Genomic DNA, 15,988 nt, shown 5'->3' with positions numbered 1-15,988 from the left:
AGAAGCTGAGCGAGGTGGAGGGCCTGCGCGTCAGCCGCGAATCGGTCCGCCAGCGGCGGCGCGCCTGGGGCAGATGGTCCAGGTCGACGGCAGTCCCTGTGCCTGGATCGAGGGGCGCGGCCCAGCGTCTACGGCGATCGCATCAACATACTCGTCCGCAATGACGCCCACTGGAGCCTCGCCGAACAACTCCAGGGGGCCCAAGCCCCCACGCACCTCGGCCGCGTGCTCGCGGACCTCGGCATCGGCTATCTCGAGGCCGGCTCCCCCGAGGCCAAAGGCCGCATCCAACGGCGCTGGCACACCCTGCAGGATCGGCTCACCAGCGAACTGCGCCTGCGTCACATCACCACCCCCGCGGGCGCCAACGCCTTTCTGCCCGAATTTCTCGTCGACCTGAACCGGCGCTTCACGCGGGCCCCGGCCGACCCGGCGCCCGCCTGGCGGGTCCCCCCCGCGATTTCGCCTTCGTGCTCAAGCCCCGCAGCGCCCCCGGCGCCGAGATCGCGGCCCCGCATTTGCCTCAGGCGCCACGGTCGCCCACCCCGCCAAGGTCTCCCTATCCCCCCACACGCGGCCCGACGGGGCCACAGCCCGCTTGCGGCTCCATTCGTGTGCAGTTCACCCTCATTCCCCCGACACGCTCCTAGACGGACTGGAGGAATAGGTCCGGCAGAGGGAATTGACGGTGGCGTCCGGTGCGGGGATCGGTGCGATGTCGCTCGATCAGCGCGCCCACGCCGAGCCGCTCGTCCAACTCGCGGGGCCACAGCAGCCCGGCATCCGAGGTCACCGTGGCGCCCCGGACCTCGACGCGGCGCTGGGGGTTGAACGAGAGGCGAACCGGGCCCGATGTCGCGTCCCCCATCGGGTGGAGCCCTCCGCACCAGCCGGGAGCCTCGGGGGCCGCGTCTTGTCGCGGCAGCTGAGCCGTGCTACCTCGCTGCGTTCACCCGTGATATCGGAAATCCGGGGCTAGGGCACTATGGCGTCGAGAAGACGTCGGGCCTCGGGCGGTGCCAGCTTTCGCGCGGCCCCGAGGGCGCGCTCGGCCTCTGCGAGATTCCCGAGTTCCCTCGCTGAGCGCGCCAGGACAGCCCACGCGAGCCACTCGCCCGGATCCCGGGACAGCGCCCGCTCGGCTGTCTGACGGGCCCGCGCCGCATCTCCGTTCTCGAGCCAGGCCCATGACCACTGTGCCAGCACCTGCGGATCGTCGGGGCGCAGCCGAGCCGCGGCCCCGAAGGCGTCGAGACTCTCGGCGAGCTTGCTCCGGTCTCCCGCCCGCGCCTGAGCGAGCGCGACCTGCGCGGTCAGGGTCCAGGAGGCCACGCTGCCGGTGGCGTGGTGTCGAGCCCGGATGAGCACCGCCGCCGCCTCGCGCAAGAGCTCGCGTCGCCTGGCGGGATCGGTCTCGCTCCCTGCCAGACGCATAGCCGTGTAGGCAGCCGCCTCGGCCGGAAGCGGGAGCCCTGGGGCGAGTGCGACGGAGCGTTGGAACTCCCGATGGGCCTCCGCCATCTGCCCGGCGATCCCGCGCCGCACTCCCTCGGCGTAGGCCACGGAGGCAAGCAGCCAGCGCGTGCTGGTCCACGCGACCAGGACGGCCAGGAGCGCCGCCATCGCCAGGACCATGCCCCACCGCCACGCCTTGCGCGGCGCCACCGGCGGAGGAGGGGCGCCGGACAGGATGGGAGCAGCGACCCAAGGCTCCGACGTCAGCACCCCCGCCACAAGCCAGAACAGGACGAGGGGCATCGCGGTCGCGATCCCGACCTGACCCTCGGCCACGTGGCCCAGCACCGCCCCGAGTGTCCCGAGACGCATCGTCGTTTCCCCCATCGTCGCTTCCCCCGGGGAAGCGCTCGCCCGAATGCGCGCGATTCCCACCACGAGGAGGGACCCGACGAGCAGGCCCCAGAGCGCCGCGCCACCCAAGCCGCCCGTCACGAGCTGCTCGAGCAGCACGTTGTGCGCTCGATCGACCACGTATCGCGCACTCCAGCCCTCGCCCGTGGCCGGGAGCACACCCAACAAGGGCCCGGCCATGCGGTCGAGAACGAGAAGCTGGGTCTCCGGCCCGAAGCCGAGAACGCTCCGCATCCGGGGCGACAACCCGGGGATCACTGTCTCGCCGTGGAGCTGGCGGCTCCAGCCGTCGAGGATTCCCCTCCACACCTGCACGCGGACCCACCCGGGAGACCCGCGGCGCACATCCGCCACTTCGCTGAGACGGCTCAGGAGCCCGACATTGCCGAGAGAGACGGCCGGCGAGCGCGAGAGGTTGAGGAGCGCCAAGAAGGCAATCAGAGCGACGAGGCCCAACACCACGGCGCTCAGCGCCTTCCAGGCTCGGCGCCGGACCAGGAATGCAACGGCAACGACGCTGAGACCGACGAGCATCCCGACGAAGGCCCCGCGACCTTGAGAAAGGATCACGACGAGCACCTGGCCCGCCAGAAGTCCGGCCAAGAGCCAGGCGTTGAAGACACTGTCGACCGTTCGGCCGACGGGATGGCCGCGAAACGCCCACGCAGCGGCGCCGACAATTCCCCAGGCAACCAGCCCCCACCGGGCGGAGGGCCAGTAGGAACCAAGGCCGACCAGCCCCACCGCACCGGCCACCCACACGGCGCCGGCCAGACTGCGGAGCCACCGGGCGCGGGCCGGTGTCGGCCCGCGCCCGGACTCGCGCCGCTCGTGCAGGGCCCACTCCAGGCGTGCCGCCGTCAGTGGGATGAGCACGACCAGGTAGCTGCCGAGGAAGATGTGCTGCCCGAAGGTCGAGCGCACCGTGAGCGAGGTCACCGCGGGATCCCACGGTTTCGGCAACGGATCCCACCCTCCGGCTTGACCGAGCGCCAGCAGGCAGACCGGGACGCTTCCGAGCAATGCGACATCGATGATGGAGCGGACGGCGCGCGGCGTCCGGCACTCGGATTGAACCAAGAAAAACATCAGCGCCGCCGAGGTCATCGTCAGCAGCCCCATCCCGCGGCCAAAGCTCCCCAGCAAGCTCTGGAGCGGGGCGATCGAGGTGGCCGTGGTGATGGCCCACCACGACACGCAGGAGAGGATGATCACGCGCAGGATGCGCGCGCGCTTGTCGCGGGCCGGCGCTGCGCTGCCGGGCCGATTCCACGCGTGGACCAGCCACGCGAAGCCAGTCGCCGCCGCGAGAATCAGGAGCGCCCACACCTTCGGATCGTCATACGGCCCCGCCGCCTCACCCAGGACCGCAAGGGGGATCCCCAGCACCACCGAGTAGAGGCCGGTCAGGACGAGCGAGGCCGACCTGCTCGTTCCCCCATCGGAACCCGGTGCCGCCACCGCCCAGCCCCCCGGTTCGTTCCGCCCGCGAACGGAGCGTGGTGTCGCCCTCGAGCCGCGCGGCGTCAGGAGGCGCCCTCGCCCCGAAGGACCACGGGAATCGTGCGCAGGAGAATCTTGAGGTCGAGAACCAGCGTCCACTCGTCGATGTAGCGCAGGTCCATACGCATCCATGCGTCGAAGTTCACCATGCTCCGGCCGCTGACCTGCCAGAGCCCGGTGATGCCCGGCCGCATCGCGAGGCGCCGGCGCTGCGCGCCCCTGATCCCCTTCGCTTCGTAGAGCGGGAGGGGCCTGGGTCCGACGAGGCTCATCTCTCCCTTGAGGACATTGAATAGCTGTGGCAGCTCGTCCAGACTGCCCCTCCGGAGAAAGCGGCCGACCCCGGTGAAGCGCGGGTCGCCCTTCGCCTTGAAGACCGGGCCGGTCATCTCGTTGAGATGGGCGACCTGCTCGCGCATGTCCTCGGCGCCATCGATCATGGTGCGGAACTTGTACATCCAGAAACGTCGGCCATGGAAGCCGGCGCGCTCTTGACGGAAGAGAATCGGTCCCGGGGAGGTCAGCTTGATGAGGAGCCCGATCGCGAGGAGGAGCGGGAGCGTCGCGATGACCAGGACCGACGCGACCACGAGATCCAGGAGCCGCTTGGCAGCGAGCACGCCTTGTCGCGTCAGGGTCGGCGAGAACCCGTAGAAGGGAAGGCTGAACAGCTCCTCCACGAACGGATGCGCCTGCGCCGGACGATGCAGATCCACGAGCACGCGCGTGTCGACCCCGAGGCTCTCGCACACCTCGAGGGCCTCGGCCAGCCCGGCTAGTCGATCGGGAGGGACGGCGAAGAAGACCTCGTCCACGACCTCCTCGGCCTGGAGCACATCGGGCAGCTCGGCCACGGAGCCGATGACGGGTATGCCGTCCACGGCCTGCACGGGATCCGACGGATCCATGCTCACACAGCCACGGACCACCCAGCCGGCCTCGGGATACCGCCGGAGGGCCGAGATCACGCGGCCGGCCCGCTCGCCGGTCCCCACGACCAATGCCACCCGTGCTCCGCGGTCGCCGTGGCGTGTACGCCGGAGCCACGCCTGGACCAGACGGCGCTCGGCCCACAACCCGAGCCCGCTCACTGCGGCGAACAGCATGACCAGGCTTCGATTGATCTGCTGCCCCGCCGGCTCCAGGAACAGCGCCGCGCTGAGCAGGAGCAGTCCGATGCCGCTGACACGCATGAAGAGACCGGCCCGCGATTGCGCGGTCCAGCCGACGCCGTACCCTCCCATGAACGCCAGGAGGCCGAGCCACACCGGCACGATGAGCTCGAGGAGCCAGAGGTAGTGGGTCAGCGGGCCGGCTGCGCGATCGAGTGGGCGGTTCAGCAGAACCCGAAGCCCGTAGGCGACCAGCAAGGACGCGAGCAACACTGCCGCGTCGGCAACCAGGAGCCGGAGCACCCACTCGACGCGGCGCTTACCGAGCACGCCGGCCTCGCTCCTGGAGCAGCTCGCGGAACAGCCGCTCGTAGGCGTCGGTCACGGCGGCCCAGGAATAGTGGGCCCGGACCCGCTCCACACCGCTGCGTGCATGCTGCTTTACCAGGGTGGGATCCTTGAGCAGGCGCTCGAGAACTGCCCGGAGCGCGGCGCCACCCATCTCGCCATGATAGCCGAACCCGGCCTCCCCGATGGTTTCCAGGTTCTCGGGAGTGTCGTTCACCACGACGCAGGCGCCACAGGCCATGGCCTCGAGGAGCGCCGGGTGCGTCCCGCCCACCTCCGAGGTCTCGACGAAGCAGTAGGCGCTCGACAGGAGCTCCCGGTAACCTTCTCCGAAGAGATACCCGGTGAAGATCACCCGCCGATCGGCGGTGGCGCGGAGGCCGCGGATATATGCGGCGGCGTAGGGCGCGTCACCGACGACCACGCACCGCATGTCGGTGGAGAGCCCCGCGAAAGCGTCCACCAGGTGGTGCGCGCAGTTCTCGGGGACCAGCCGTCCCACGAAGAGGACGTACCTGCCCGGCTCGAGCCCGTAGCGCTCGAGGTGCGCTCCCGGGGGCACCCGCAGCGGCTCGGCGCCATACGCGATGTACGTGGACAGCGCGCCGTAGCGGTCGCGGTAGTACTGCTGGACCCTGCGGGAATCGGTCACGATGCGGTGGGGACACCACGTGGCCCAGCGCTCGGCCGCGCGGATGTACCAGCGCGCCAACCGCCCCCACTTCTTCCGCTTCCAATCCAGCCCGTCCACGTTGAGGACGACCCGTTGCCCCGCCAGGCGCGGGATCCAGGTCATCGCGCTGTTCCCCACGTTGAAGTAGAGCGCGATGTCGTAGCGCATGGCAAGCGCGTGGAGCGAGGACAGGAGCGTGTGCACGGCCGTATCGAGGTGCTTGCTCCGGATCGTCGGGAGCTTGACGAGCCGCATCCCTCGATAGACCGCCCCGGGATAGGAGATGTGCGGCACCCGGCAGTACACCGTCACCTCGTGCCCGCGGGCGGCGAGCCGCGCGCCCAGCTCCTCGGCGCAGGTCTCGAACCCGCTGTAGCTCGCCGGGACCCCACGCGTGCCCAGCATCGCGATGCGCAGAGCGGGCGTCTCAGCTGACATTGCCCTCAGTGTCCCACAGACTCGGGCTTTCATGGGGCCACGTCACCGGACGCGTGTCCGAGTGCTGACCCCGGCGGCTCGCGTCCGCTCAGGGGGCCGTCGGGACCGTGAGGCCGAGATCGCCGGGGGTCAGGTCCCGGTGCCGGCCGCGGGACCCACCGAACACATCGCGGACGGCGTCCAGGTAGGCGAACCCCCACTCCCGATGCGGCTCGATCACCGCGCCCTCGCCGTACTCGTTCCAGGCCTCGATGAGCACCAGCTTCTTACGTTCGGCCACGGGATGCCGGTCGGTGAAGGCCCGGGCGCGCCTGAGCATCTCGCGGAATTTCTCCGGGTGCCGGCCGGTCCTCACGAGCGCCTTCGCGCCATCCCAGGGGCGCGCATCCCACCCCGGCTCGGTCACCGGGATGTAGTCGAGAATCCGCGCGGCCGCCATATCCGCCCAGATCCGCTCGTAGCCATCCACGGCGCTGTCGTACGGGGCCTCTCGCGCGGCTTCATCCTGCATGCCGGCCCGCGGATAGTTGTATCCGGTCGCCGCATCATAGCCCTCCGTCTTGAGTGCCACCAGGGCGGCAGGATCAGCGTCTATCGCCCCCACCAGGAAGAGTCCCCGGAAACCGGCCGTCTCCACGCGCGCGCGCAGCCGGCGAATGGCCGCGCCCACGGCCTCGGAGCCCATGTCCTCCCGGAGCCGCTCCGGGGAGAAGATGATCACCACCGGCTTGCCATCGAGGGTGAGGTACTCGGGCTGGCGGAAGTACTGGGCGATCCAATGGTCCACGACCGTGAGGAGGTCGGCCTCCGAGGAGGACCCAGGCGGGTTGTGATTGGCCCAGAGTAGGCAGAACTTGATGAACGAGCGGAAGCGTGCCCGAAGGTAACCCTCGTGAAGGGCGTGCTCGAGTTGCCGTTGGCCACGGTCCCAATACCAGTCGAAGGCGAAGAAGGAGATGCCGTGCTCGACCGCCCACTTGATCTGCCAGTCCATGACGTCGGGATCGCCTTCCCGGTAGTAGCCGAGCAGCGGCGTGCGCTCGGGGAAGGCGGCGAGCACCTGCCACTTCTCCCGGCTGGGCCATCCCGGAAAGTAGTAGGCGCCCACCTGGTAGGTCCCGGTGGAGACGGGCTGCGGCCGGGGGATGTTGCCGTCGCCGGGACTCGCAACCTCCGGGACGGCCGGCGCGCACCCTGCGAGGAGAGCCAGCAGGGCGGCGAGCGCGGCGGCCCTGCGGCTTCCGCCGGAGGCCCGACGCAGGTCGCTCGCGGCCACCCGCGGGTCCCGAGCATCGAGATCCGTTGGACTCCCTCCCCTCAAGAATGGTCGGTTTCCAGCCTTTATACAGTACGACGAGTCCCCCGATTCGTCTTGTCCCGCATCCGGAGCTGTCTCGAGCTGAAGATCGTGGGCGATCTGAAAGCAATTCGGCCTATTATTCCTCGTCCTGGCGCTGGTGGCTCAAGCGAGCAATCGGCCTGGGAACTTGTGGAACTTTCATCGAGGAGGGAGGACTCGTGGCGATCACGCTGCCGGCGTCGGTGAAGCCAACCTGTCGGGCCGCACAGCCCGCGTGATAGCCAGCGGCGAAGGCCCTTCGGTCTCGGCTGGCCGGAGCGCTTCTTGGCTCAGGCAGTGCGGAGCGCTGCTTTTGATCTTCGGAGCGACCTGGACCTTGCCGCAGGCGAGGTTTTACGGGGTCACATTCACCGGCGATCGCCTCCTGGGGCTCGTCGCGGTCGGAGCTCTGGTTGTGCTCGCGCTCAGTCGCCGACTGCGGTGGACTGGCGTGCACGTCGCCCTGGGGGTTTCCCTCGCCACGCAACTCGTCATCTCCATCCTGAACATGAAGGAGCGGCCCCAAGGCCTGAAGTTCAGCGCGCTTTACCTTAGCTTCGCGCGCGCCCGGCGCAGCGCGGGGAGGCCCGAGCGCGGCAGTTCAGTTGGGACGCGATGGTCGACGCCCTCGGTGTCCAGTTCGCGGCCGGGGGACTCCTGATTCGATGATCGGCGTGAGCGTCGTCGTCCCCAACTTCGACGGGGCGCGCTTGTTGCGCCGTTACCTGCCCGGCGTCCTGGCGATGGCCCAAGGATACGCGGGCCAGACCGAAGTGATCGTCGTCGACGACGGAAGCACGGACGAGAGCGTCTCCGTCCTGGCCGCCGTGGGCTCCGGCGTGCGGGTGATCCGTCATCCCCGGAATCTGGGATTCCAGGCAGCCTGCAACACCGGGGCCGGGGCCGCAAGGGAGCCACTCGTGCTCTTCCTCAACACTGACATGGACGTGACACCGGACGTACTGGTGCGCATGGCCCGCCATTTCGCGGACGACGCGACGTTCGCGGTGGCTCCGCGCTCGCTGATCACTACCTGGGGGAGCGGTCCCGTGGCGCGTGGAGGGCCGTGGAACGAGAGCATCACGAGTGCCGAGTTCCGGCGCGGATGGCTCACGGTGAGTTATCCGGGCATCCGCCCGGGTGAGGACACGTCAGAGAGCTTCCCAGACCCGCGGCCGATCCTGTACGCGCCGGGCGGCGCCGTCATGTGTCGCCGTGACCGCTTTCTGATGCTCGGTGGATTCGACACTCTCTACGCGCCCTTCACCGTCGAGGACCTCGACCTGTGCTACCGAGCATGGAAGAGGGGGTGGACGGTGCTCTATGAACCGGCCGCCCTCGTGCATCACGAGCACAGTGCGACCATCGGGCGGGTCGGCGCCCGCCGCCGCCGGCGCATCCTGGCACGGAACTTCTTTCTGCTCCACTGGAAGAATTTGAGCGACCGCCGCTTGCTGCGGGAGCACCTGGTGTGGCTCGGCCCACGCCTGGCGCTCTCGCTCGTGCGCGGGGAGCAGGCCTGGGTGACCGGGTTCCTGCTCGCCCTCGGCCGGTTGCCCCGCGTGCTCAGGGGGCGGGTGGTGGAGGCGAGCGAGGCGCGAGCGAAGGACGAGGACGTGGTGCGCTGGGCCTCCGAGGCCCGGGCCGGTCTGGTGTGATCGTCCGAGGGCGGATGGAGAGCACCCGCGAATCCCGCGAGAATCCTCGACGCCGGGCGCTGACGGCCCTTACACTCCGTGGCGATGAGCGTCATCTCCCGGCCGTCTGGGCGAAGGCAGGCCGGGCTGCTCGCCATCATCCTTCTCAGCGCGTGCACGGCGCCGCTTTTCCGCATCGGCGGCGTCACCTTCACGGGCGATCGGCTCCTGGGCCTGGCCGCCGTGATGGCCGTCGCCGCCATCGCCCTCCGCGGCGGCCTGCGCTGGACCCCCGCTCACTCCGCGCTCGCCCTGTTCGCGGGCATCCAGATGCTCACTTCGATCCTGGCGGTTTCCGCGTGGCCGCAAGGACCGAAGTTCGCCTCCGTCTACATCCTCGGGTTCGCCTGCTTCGCGCTCACCGCCGCGTGCGCCGGCGGCGCCGCCGGCGCGAGACAGGGCGCGCGGCTGTGGATCACGGTGGGCGCCGTCCTCGGCGTCGTCGGTGGGATCATCGGCGTCCTCGCCAACCTCTGGCGCAGCCCCATCTGGGGAAGCGACGCCGCCGAGACCCTCGTGGCCACGTCCCGTCGCGACATCTTCGCGGCCATGGTCACCTTCCAGGAGTGGAACCTCTACAGCAGCTTCCTCGTCGTCGCCTTTGCGCTCGCCCTCTGGTCCTGGCGGTCGGAGGTGGGCGGCTACCTTCGCCGGTGGGCCGGCATGCTCTCCGTCGGCGGCATCGTTCAAGGGCTGGTGTTCGGCCTGACCCGCGCGGCCTGGGTGGACATGGCGGCGCTCGCTGTGTTCTGGCTCTGGGCGCGGCGGCCGCCGTGGCGGCGAGTGGCCACCCTCGTCCTCCTCGTGGCGTTTGGGCACCTCGTGCAGACCTTCGTCATCGGCGCCTCGCTGCTGTACCTGCGCATGCTGAGGCCGGTGCTCACCGGCCGGGACCACAACATGGCGGTGCGCTTCGCCATCAACAGCAGGACGATCGAGTCGTGGCGGGAGCGCCTGATCCTCGGCAAGGGCGCGGGCTCGATCAAAAACGTCGAGGTGAGGCCTTTCAACGGGGCGCCGCTCCTGGGGGTGTGGAACGGCAACATCGTCCTCTTCGTGCTTCACGACTCCGGGCTGCTCGGCCTCGCCGCATTCGTGGCGCTGCTGGCCGTGGTGGCCCGGGCGGGACAGCGCGCGCTGCGCCGGGGGCCGGACGACGCGACGCGCTCCGTGCTTGTGCCCTTACTCGCCGCCGGGGTCGCGCTCCTGTTCGCCTACCAGTTCACTCACGCACTCTGGCTGATGTACCCGTACGTGTACCTGGGCCTGCTGACCGCGTCGACGGAGAGCGGCGCCCCGGCCTGCTGATCTCCGCCGGCCTGGGCCTGCCGCGGATGGGGTCGGTGAGGGAAGCGCGGGCGCGATGAGGATCGGCATCGACGTCACCATGCTGCAGATCCGGCAGGGGCGCCACGGGATCGGCTCCTACCTGCGTGGCCTCCTCCAGGCGCTGGCCGGCCGGGGACCGGAGCACGAGTACAGTCTCTTCGCCCACGCTGCGCCCGCCCTCGAGCTGCCTCCGCTGCCCGAACGCTTCCGCCCGACGGTGCTCCGGGTGCCGCCCCTCGGACGGGGCCGGGCTCTGCTGTCCCAGCAGCTCGCGCTGCCGCTCGCGGCCCGCCGCCTCGGCCTGGACGTCCTCCACGTGCCCGGCGTCTCCTTCAACCCGTCCATGCCGGGCATTCCGCTCTGGCAGCCCGTGCCCGTCGTCGTCACCGTCCACGACCTGATCCCCTTGCTCTTCCCCGAGGCCATCCTGCCGCGGCGCCGCTACCGCTTCTTCTACCGGCTCATGCTCCGCGCGTGCGCGCGCGCCGCCCACGTCGTCTGCGATTCCGAGGCGACGCGGCGGGACCTGACCAGCCACCTGGGCCTTCCCGCCGGCCGCGTCAGCGTGGTCCCGCTCGCCGCCGATCCCTTGTTCACCCCCGAGCCCGCGCCGGCGGACGACCCGAGGGCGGGCGCCCTCTGCGCCGAGGGCTTCGTCCTCCACGTCGGCGGGCCCGCCCCGGTCAAGAACCTCCCCGCCGTGCTCGCCGCCATGGCGGCGCTCTGGGACGAGGGGCGCCTGACCGCCCACGTGGTCCTGGTCACGTCGCTCCCCCTCGACCCGGTCGCGCTTTGCCCGGCCGTGGCCGCCTATCGCGAGCGCATCCACGTGCTCGAGGGCGTGGCGCCGCGCTTTCTCCGCTGGCTGTACCAGCACGCCCTCTGCCTGGCCTTCCCCTCGCTGTACGAGGGCTTCGGCCTTCCCGTGCTCGAAGCGATGGCCTCGGGCTGTCCCGTCATCGCGTCGAACGTCGGGTCGCTGCCCGAGGTGGGTGGCGAGGCCGCCGTCTACGTCGATCCCCGGAGCCCGGCCTCCCTCGAGCGGGCCCTCGCCGAGATCTGCGCGGATCCCGGACGCCGGGCGGCGGCGCGCGAGGCCGGGCTCTCCCGCGCTCGGGAGTGGAGCTGGGATCGGACGGCAGAAGGGACGCTTGCGGTGTACGAGATGGTGGGGCGGCGCTCGTGAGGATCGGGATCGATGCCAGCCTCGCCGGGCGACGGGGAACCGGCACGGGGCGCTACGCCGCGCTGCTCGTCGAGCGCCTCGTCGCGCTGGACCGGGACGACGACTACGTGCTGTACTTCCGCAAGACCGACGGCGCGGACAATCCCCTCTGCGCGCTCGAGGGCCCGCGCGTGGCCAAGCGGACGACGGACGCGCCGCTTACACTGCTGCGCCTGCACGTCAACCTGCCGATCCGCCTGGCCAGCGACGGCGTGGACCTCTACCACTCCCTCGGCTTCTTCCTGCCGTGGCTCTGGCGCGGCCGGACGGTGGTGACGATCCACGACATCCACCCGGTGATCCAGAGGGAGCACTGGGGATGGGCGGGCCCGCGCGGCGCCCATCTGGCGCTCCGCGCGCACATCCCGCTCGCGGTGCGCCAGGCCCGCCGTATCCTCACGCCCTCCGAGTACGTCAAGCAGACGGTGTGCGAGCGCTACCGCGTCGCCCCGGAGAAGGTCGTGGTGACGCCGCACGGCGCGGACCCGTTTTTCCTCGCGGCGCCGGCCCCCGGCGAGCTGGAGGCGTCGGAGCGGCGCGTGAGCGCGGGGAGGTTCCTCCTCTACGTGGGGGCCCTCGCGCCCCACAAGAACGTGGCGGGGCTCCTACGCGCGTTCGCCCGTCTCCGGACGCGGCCGGAGGCCGAGGGCGTCCGGCTCGTGGCGGTGGCCGGGCCCGGCCGCGTTCCGGATATCGCACCGCTCATCCGGGAGCTCGGCCTCGGCGGCGCCGTCACGCTCATCGGCTACGTCGACGACGAGGTCCTGCGCGCCCTCTATCACCGGGCCCAGGCCCTCGTGCTGCCGTCCTTCGGCGAAGGGTTCGGCCTGCCCGTTCTCGAGGCCATGGCATGCGGCACGCCGGTGGTGACGTCGCGAATCTCCGCCCTGCCCGAAGTGGCGGCGGACGCCGCGCTCTACGTCGATCCGCGCGAGCCCGACGACATCGCGTCGGCCATGGGGCGGCTCCTCGCCGACGAGGTGCTCCGCCGCGACCTCGCCGCCAAGGGGCGCGCGCGCGCCGCGACCTTCTCCTGGGACCGCACGGTCGCCCAGGTCCTCCGCGCCTACCGCGAAGCCTGAGCGGGGAATGGAAACGCTCGTCAGGTGTGATCTCTGCGGAGGCGGAGAGTTCCGATTGTACGATGATCATGCCGGCATCGACCGGTGTATCCGGTGCGGATACCTGTTCGATAATCCCAGGCCGACCACTCAGGAAATCATCGCCTACTACTCGAGAACGGACAACTACGGAGGATGGCTCCAGGAAGAGAAAGAACGAGATGAGCTGTGGAAGCGGCGGCTGAAGAAGATGCGGCCGTACATGAAAACCGGGGCGTTACTGGACGTGAGCACCGGGACGGGCCAGTTCTTGCATAACGCGAGGCCGTACTTCGATCACATCGAAGGCACGGAAGTATCGAAGATCGCGATCGAGATCGCCAGGCAGAAATACAGGTTGGCGATCAAGAAAGGGCAGTTCGAAGACATTCCTTTTCAGCGGCCCTTTGACACGATCACCATGTTTCACGTCCTGGAGCACGTTCCCTACCCGCGGAGGGTTATCAGCAAGTGCAGAGACCTCTTGCATGCCAACGGGATGCTGTTCATCGCGGTCCCCAACGACGTGGATAGCATCAGGACGCGTGCCAAGACATTCCTGAAGTCAACCGGCCTGCGAAAGAGCGAGAGAGGGAGGCTGATGCTTCCCAGGATCGCCCTCGATGGGTCCGTCCATGAGATCCACCTTTCGCATTTCTCGAACAAGGTCATCGATCAGCTGCTCACCAGCGAGGGGTTTGCCATCGTTGACCATTCTCTCGATCCCTATTTCGTCTCCTCAGGCATGACCCGGCTGAAGAACACGCTCTATTACTACTCTCATCTGCTCCTAAACCGCCTGACTGGACTGAACTGGTACGACACCATCTGGATCACCGCAAAAAAGCGGTGACCTTCTCACGCCCCCCGCCGCGGGCGGTCCCGGCTCAGTCCCAGGGGCCGGGTGTGGTAGAAGTGTGCGAACAACGTGGTAGCGCCGAGCGTCGCGTAGTAACTGAGCAGCATGGTCGCGAGCAGATACACGGCAGGTCCAGGGCGGCGGACCAGCGCGAGTAGGATAATGAAGATCCCACCCAGGACCATGGCGGGCAGATGTTCGCGAATCCAGATCTGCAAGCGATCGAGCGTCTCGGCGCTGCGCGGGTCGCACGGATCGCTGTGCAGGACGACGTCCGTGGCACGGCTGGTGGCGGGTGCCCAAGGCCCCCGGCCCCCCGACATCACCACCGCCGGAGGCCTTGTGGTTTCGAACCTACCGTTGAAGCAGTGGGGGAGTTCCTGCCGTCACCCGGTCAGGCCGTGGCCATCGCCGACCGTCTCGTCGACGACGCCACCATCCTCCGCTTCACCGACACGCCCTATCGTCAGCCGCGGGGGGAAGGAGATCCACTTCACCCTCTCGATTCACATACCTCCCTCACGGCAATCCTCGGGGAAATAGACAACTCACGCCCCCACCGGCCGTGACACTGGGGCGGCTCCTCGCCGACAAGGCGCTCCGCCGCGACCTCGCCGCCAAGGGGCGCGCGCGCGCCGCGGTCTTCTCCTGGGACCGCACTGTCGCCCAGGTCCTCCGCGCCTACCGCGAGGCCTGACCCCGGGCAGCTTCGTGGTAGATGGCGAGGGTGCGGCGGGCGGTCTCGGCCCAGGAGTACCGCCGGCTCCGCTCAAGCCCGCGCCGGCCGAGGTCGGCCGCCAGCGTGGCGTCGGTGAGGACGCGCGTCATGGCTTCCGCCAGGGCCTCGACGCTCTCGGGATCCACAACCATCGCTGCGTCGCCGACCAGCTCCGCCAGCGCGGCGCGGTCGGAGGTCACGACCGGTGTCCCGCAGGCCATGGCCTCGAGCACGGGAAGCCCGAAGCCCTCGAAGAGCGAGGGGTACACGAAGCACGCCGCGGCGTTGTAGAAAGCGGGCAGGTCCTCATCAGGAATCAAGCCGATCCACCGGACGCTCGAGCCGACCTCCGAGAGTCGCATGCGGTGAAGCGCCTCCTCGCCGCCGTAGTCCCGCTTGCCGCCGATCACCAGCGGGGTGTGCGACACGCCGCTGGTCCGAAGGCGTCCGTAAGCGAGGAGCATCCTCTCCAGGTTCTTTCGCAAGTTCAATCGGCCGAGGGAGAACAGGAAGCCGGGTCGGAGACCGTATCGGGCCAGCACGCCCTCGGTCCGGGCGCTCTCGAGGGGACGGAAGCTTGCGCCGGCGCCCAACGGGATCACGGTGACTTTCTCTGGACGAACGCCATAGGAGGTCACGATGTCGCCGCGGCTGAACTCGGAGATGGTGATGACCCGCGAGGCCTTCGCGATGCTCCGCGGGACCAGCACGCGCAGTGCGAGGCGCAGCGCCGCCGGGAAGGTGTCGGGTAGGTGGAGGAAGGCAAGGTCAGGAACGGTAACTACCAGCGGTCCACCATAGGCAAGCGGCGCCCAGTGCTGCACGTGGAGACAGTCCACCCGTTGCCGCGTCGCGGCGCGCGCCAGCGTCCAGCCGACGCGGGCAAGCCCCCGGCCCTGCGCGACGCGAAAGACCCGCGAACCCTTTCGCGGCGGGAGTGAGCGATAGAACGGGTGATCCGGATCGGCAGCGAAGAGCGCAAAAGCCTCCGGGCCCTCCGTCGCGAAGAGGGCCGAGATCAGATTCCGGCTGTAAGTGGAGTTCCCCTCCCCTTCATGCTCGGCGCTGTGGGAATCGATTCCGATATACATGAGATCCTTCCCAACTCGCTTGCGCTCAGGCGGCCGTCGGGATCTGGCCTGTCTTGACCAGGACCTCCTCGCCGTGCCGCGGGCGCGAGTCCCAGCCGGGGTCGGTCGCCGGTACGAAGTCGATGAGGCGCTGGGCGGCGATACTGTACCAGACCTGCTCGTAGCCCTCCACCATGCGATCGTAAGGCCATGCGATCGTAAGGCGCCGCGCGGCTCGCCGGGGTGACCGGTGGTCCCGGCTCGCTCAGGCCGGGCCGCTCCTCCCCATCCTCGGGAGCGCGTTCACCGCTCCACTCTTCACGGCCGGGCCTCTCACGCTGACCGGCGACCGGCTCCTCGGCCTCCTCTGAGCCCCGAATGCCTGTAGCGGAACGGGTACTTCGGCCCATGACACTCTCGCGGTCGACGGCACACGTCCGCTCGGCTGGACCAAGCCGAAAGAGGCTTAGAAAGAGGCCCAGAAGGGAGTGTTTCGGGGTAACTTGGACAGCAGTGCGTCACCCCACAACCTTCACGGAGGAGGAGACACGATGGGCCCACTCAAGTTCGTGATGACGGTGCAGGCCGTGGTCCTCCTGGCCTACGCGCTCCCGATGCTCTTGGTCCCACGGTACTGGACGGTGCTCACGCAGCAGGCCCCGTTGCCCGAGAACTACATCCTGCGTGCCGTCGGCATCGCCTTCCTGA

The 15,988-nt window shown here is 69.4% G+C and carries 15 protein-coding genes; 6 read left to right on the top strand and 9 right to left on the bottom strand.

Annotated elements, in window-relative coordinates:
• Positions 1-30 precede the first annotated feature (30 nt).
• From VGV06_09315 to VGV06_09290, 6 genes are all read right to left on the bottom strand, one after another.
• Positions 31-345 carry a hypothetical protein gene (locus VGV06_09315; GenBank protein HEV2055358.1) on the bottom strand — a complete coding sequence of 105 codons (315 nt, stop codon included), beginning with the start codon at positions 343-345 and terminating at the stop codon, positions 31-33.
• Positions 346-646: 301 nt separating this feature from the next.
• Entirely contained in the window at positions 647-868 is a 222-nt protein-coding gene (locus VGV06_09310; protein ID HEV2055357.1) for a hypothetical protein, read from the bottom strand.
• 107 nt (positions 869-975) lie between these two features.
• Positions 976-3,330 carry a tetratricopeptide repeat protein gene (locus tag VGV06_09305; protein ID HEV2055356.1) on the bottom strand — a complete coding sequence of 785 codons (2,355 nt, stop codon included), beginning with the start codon at positions 3,328-3,330 and terminating at the stop codon, positions 976-978.
• A 65-nt stretch (positions 3,331-3,395) separates the two neighbouring features.
• Positions 3,396-4,814, bottom strand: coding sequence for a sugar transferase (locus tag VGV06_09300; protein HEV2055355.1), 1,419 nt, complete (start codon positions 4,812-4,814; stop codon positions 3,396-3,398).
• Positions 4,804-5,943, bottom strand: a complete 1,140-nt coding sequence (locus VGV06_09295; protein HEV2055354.1) for a glycosyltransferase — start codon at positions 5,941-5,943, stop codon at positions 4,804-4,806. Before VGV06_09295 ends, VGV06_09300 begins: the two co-directional genes overlap by 11 nt.
• Positions 5,944-6,031: 88 nt before the next feature.
• Positions 6,032-7,219, bottom strand: coding sequence for a glycoside hydrolase family 99-like domain-containing protein (locus VGV06_09290; protein HEV2055353.1), 1,188 nt, complete (start codon positions 7,217-7,219; stop codon positions 6,032-6,034).
• Positions 7,220-7,956: 737 nt separating this feature from the next.
• On the opposite strand from VGV06_09290, the gene VGV06_09285 reads away from it, so the two are divergent.
• The 5 genes from VGV06_09285 to VGV06_09265 all read left to right on the top strand — a co-directional run bounded on the left by VGV06_09285 (position 7,957) and on the right by VGV06_09265 (position 13,486).
• Positions 7,957-8,940, top strand: a complete 984-nt coding sequence (locus VGV06_09285) for a glycosyltransferase (GenBank protein HEV2055352.1) — start codon at positions 7,957-7,959, stop codon at positions 8,938-8,940.
• A gap of 84 nt (positions 8,941-9,024) precedes the next feature.
• Positions 9,025-10,287 carry an O-antigen ligase family protein gene (locus VGV06_09280; GenBank protein HEV2055351.1) on the top strand — a complete coding sequence of 421 codons (1,263 nt, stop codon included), beginning with the start codon at positions 9,025-9,027 and terminating at the stop codon, positions 10,285-10,287.
• Between the two features lie 55 nt (positions 10,288-10,342).
• Positions 10,343-11,494 (top strand): glycosyltransferase family 1 protein, encoded by a 1,152-nt coding sequence (locus VGV06_09275; protein ID HEV2055350.1) that lies wholly within the window; start codon positions 10,343-10,345, stop codon positions 11,492-11,494.
• The gene (locus VGV06_09270; protein ID HEV2055349.1) at positions 11,491-12,615 is read left to right on the top strand and encodes a glycosyltransferase family 1 protein; all 1,125 of its coding nucleotides are present in this window, start codon (positions 11,491-11,493) and stop codon (positions 12,613-12,615) included. Before VGV06_09275 ends, VGV06_09270 begins: the two co-directional genes overlap by 4 nt.
• Positions 12,616-12,622: 7 nt before the next feature.
• Entirely contained in the window at positions 12,623-13,486 is an 864-nt protein-coding gene (locus tag VGV06_09265) for a class I SAM-dependent methyltransferase (protein ID HEV2055348.1), read from the top strand.
• 5 nt (positions 13,487-13,491) lie between these two features.
• Here the strand turns inward: VGV06_09265 and VGV06_09260 are convergent, their stop codons facing one another.
• Positions 13,492-13,710 (bottom strand): hypothetical protein, encoded by a 219-nt coding sequence (locus VGV06_09260; protein HEV2055347.1) that lies wholly within the window; start codon positions 13,708-13,710, stop codon positions 13,492-13,494.
• A gap of 347 nt (positions 13,711-14,057) precedes the next feature.
• Here VGV06_09260 and VGV06_09255 point away from each other — a divergent pair, with 347 nt between their 5' ends.
• The gene (locus VGV06_09255) at positions 14,058-14,189 is read left to right on the top strand and encodes a hypothetical protein (GenBank protein HEV2055346.1); all 132 of its coding nucleotides are present in this window, start codon (positions 14,058-14,060) and stop codon (positions 14,187-14,189) included.
• Here VGV06_09255 and VGV06_09250 read toward each other — a convergent pair.
• Positions 14,174-15,301 carry a glycosyltransferase family 1 protein gene (locus VGV06_09250; GenBank protein HEV2055345.1) on the bottom strand — a complete coding sequence of 376 codons (1,128 nt, stop codon included), beginning with the start codon at positions 15,299-15,301 and terminating at the stop codon, positions 14,174-14,176. The genes VGV06_09255 and VGV06_09250 overlap by 16 nt on opposite strands.
• A 25-nt stretch (positions 15,302-15,326) precedes the next feature.
• Positions 15,327-15,476 (bottom strand): hypothetical protein, encoded by a 150-nt coding sequence (locus VGV06_09245; protein ID HEV2055344.1) that lies wholly within the window; start codon positions 15,474-15,476, stop codon positions 15,327-15,329.
• Positions 15,477-15,988 lie beyond the last annotated feature (512 nt).

This window comes from Candidatus Methylomirabilota bacterium, assembly GCA_035936835.1.
Classification (GTDB): Bacteria; Methylomirabilota; Methylomirabilia; order Rokubacteriales; family CSP1-6; genus AR37.
Note: the sequence above shows the minus strand (reverse complement) of the source record. Positions and strands in the feature narration are given on the sequence as shown.

Coding starts and splice junctions, on each gene's coding strand:
- VGV06_09310 (HEV2055357.1), bottom strand. CDS start 868: ATGGGGGACGCGACATCGGGCCCGGTTCGCCTCTCGTTCAACCCCCAG.
- VGV06_09295 (HEV2055354.1), bottom strand. CDS start 5,943: ATGTCAGCTGAGACGCCCGCTCTGCGCATCGCGATGCTGGGCACGCGT.
- VGV06_09280 (HEV2055351.1), top strand. CDS start 9,025: ATGAGCGTCATCTCCCGGCCGTCTGGGCGAAGGCAGGCCGGGCTGCTC.
- VGV06_09275 (HEV2055350.1), top strand. CDS start 10,343: ATGAGGATCGGCATCGACGTCACCATGCTGCAGATCCGGCAGGGGCGC.
- VGV06_09265 (HEV2055348.1), top strand. CDS start 12,623: ATGGAAACGCTCGTCAGGTGTGATCTCTGCGGAGGCGGAGAGTTCCGA.
- VGV06_09250 (HEV2055345.1), bottom strand. CDS start 15,301: ATGTATATCGGAATCGATTCCCACAGCGCCGAGCATGAAGGGGAGGGG.
- VGV06_09245 (HEV2055344.1), bottom strand. CDS start 15,476: ATGGTGGAGGGCTACGAGCAGGTCTGGTACAGTATCGCCGCCCAGCGC.